The sequence below is a fragment of the Polaribacter aestuariivivens genome, from assembly GCF_005885675.1.
GTDB classification, from domain to species: domain Bacteria; phylum Bacteroidota; class Bacteroidia; order Flavobacteriales; family Flavobacteriaceae; genus Polaribacter; species Polaribacter aestuariivivens.
Window position 1 is genome coordinate 1 of the sequence record NZ_VANR01000011.1, and the last position, 2,320, is coordinate 2,320.

At 28.5% G+C, this 2,320-nt stretch carries 1 protein-coding gene and 1 pseudogene; one reads left to right on the forward strand and one right to left on the reverse strand.

The window, feature by feature from the left end; all coding sequences use genetic code 11:
* The first annotated feature begins 433 nt into the window (after nt 1–433).
* Complete coding sequence (locus FDT66_RS13935) at nt 434–1,510, forward strand: hypothetical protein (protein ID WP_138537600.1); 1,077 nt, start codon at nt 434–436, stop codon at nt 1,508–1,510.
* Nucleotides 1,511–2,136: 626 nt separating this feature from the next.
* Here the strand turns inward: FDT66_RS13935 and FDT66_RS13940 are convergent.
* Nucleotides 2,137–2,320: pseudogene (locus tag FDT66_RS13940) on the reverse strand (IS110 family transposase); the annotation flags it as partial.

Consider the following 2,320-nt stretch of genomic DNA (forward strand, 5'->3'; position numbering starts at 1 on the left):
AATGACCTTGAATAGAGCCATAACAATCAAAAACAGCCTTACTAATGTCAATTCCAAAAGTTTCATTATATTTATTCATATGAAATGATTTAGGAAAGAATAAACTACTTGAACTCACAACAACTTGAAATCGAGATCTAAAGTCTCACAGAACTGAACGTGATGTAAAGTAGAAAAGAGAGAGGATTATCAATGTTGTCGAAGTCTAAGCTTCACCGTGTATACTAACCTTAATTCTCTCTTTTATTCTTTCTGATTATTTGTCAAATTTATTAAAAGACAAACTTAAGCCGTATATAATTTATTGCTAGTTCTAGCCTACTTACGAAAATCCTCGCGGATTTTCTAGTCGGTTTTTATTTGCTAAATTAGGTGTTTAAAACACGCAACAAATCATATACAACAACGTTACCACAAATTAAAACCAAGCATTATGAAAAAAAAACTATTTTCGATATTAATTTTACTTTTAACAACAAATACTTTTTCTCAAGGTACTCCAAGCTTTAAAATTTTAGATAATCCAACAGAAGGAAAAACTTTTATCTCTGACTCCACCACAAATAATAGAGGAAAAAAAGTTTTTAATTATTATAAAACTTGGAGTAATATAAAAAAGAAAAGATTTAAAAATAAAAAAAATAAATTCGATTCTATCTATAATTATGCATTATCAAAACTAGACAGTAATGCCGAGAATAAATTAAAATTAACAAAAAAACAAATAGCTAATTTTGAAAATCAATTAGTGGAATCAAGAGATTCAATTAGGATTCTAAATCCCATCATTGACAGTTTATCAAATGAATATAATAAAGAATATTTACAATATACTACTTGGTCTTATTTAAAATTTGGTCCCAAGAGAGCAAGAGCTTTTTTCGATATTTTATATGATGGCAAAGGAAAAAGGTTTAGTGTATTAAATAATACAGGTTTCAATATTGGAAATAATACAGGTTCAATTTATTCTGAATTAGTTAGTGGCAACCTTTCAGTATTAAGAGTTAGTTTAGGAGCTATGATTTCAAGTAGCTCATCAGATAGCCTATCTATGGCTAAAGAAGACGAGGCATACCAAAGACTTGTTTCAAATGGAGGTAATACTGTTTTAAATATAGAATACCCTTTAGCATACATTCATTCTAGAAACAATCAATTTAATTTTATTTCTAGATTAAAAGCAAAAGGAACAGCAGATTTTCCCGAATTCGGAACTACTACTGAAGAGTTCGCAGGTAGTGCTACAATCGGAATTGATTTTTACGCTGATGCTGCGTTAACAAATAATCAATTAAGGTTTTTTGGAGCTTTTAATTATAACCGAATATATGGAACAGAAGAATTTTCAAATAATCTCGGTATTGAAAACTCAAATTTTTCATTCGGTCAACTTACTCTTGGATTAGTTTTCAACAATATAAAGTTTTCATTTATTGTTTTAACATTAAGCTCTGAAAAAAGTTTAGAAAATAGAAATGTAGTTGCTGGAGGACAAATTTTACATTAATAACTTGTGGTAACAACGTATAAACTTTATTGCTGGCTTTTTACCTACTTTCGAAAATCCTCGAAGATTTTCTTGGTTTGTGTTTTATTTACTAAATTAATTGCTTAAAACACGCAACAAAGCTTATACAAACACGTTGCAAGTAATTGGCGGAAACCACTCAAACTCGTAAAATTTGCGGTTTAAAACTCTTGAATTTAAAATTCAAAAAGTGGAATTCAAAATGTTGAACACTCTCTCGCTCGCAAAATTCGATGTGTTGAATTTTGCAAATTATGGGAATTATAAAACGTGTGAATTTACTCAATCTCGGAAAATCAAATTGCGGAATTCTTACTCAAACTCTGAATTTAGTAAGTTTGTGGAATTGAGCAAAATGCGGAAAATCTGAATCGCGGTATTTACTCAAAATCTGAATTAAAAAATTGGAGAAAATTCAGTGAAAAGTTCAATTTTTAAAACTTGGAAAAGTGAAATAAATGGAATTATAGACTAAAAAAACAACTACTTGCAACAAAGAACTGAGCTAAAAAACAACATTTTTCTTCATTAAATTTGAACATTATTATACTAAGCTTAAACTTTTGTTTAAGCTTTTTTAAAGTATAATCTCATCTATTATTTTACTAATTTATCTTTAAAACAGAAGCAAAAGTTGGATCATATGGATGTCCAGATTTTGCTATTGCAAAAGCTTGTTTTAGTAATTTATTAGATACTGCAATCAAGGCTAATTTTTTACTTTTACCCTTATTTACAATTCTTTCATAAATATCTCTACACCCTTTGTTGTGCTTACAGGCAGTAAAA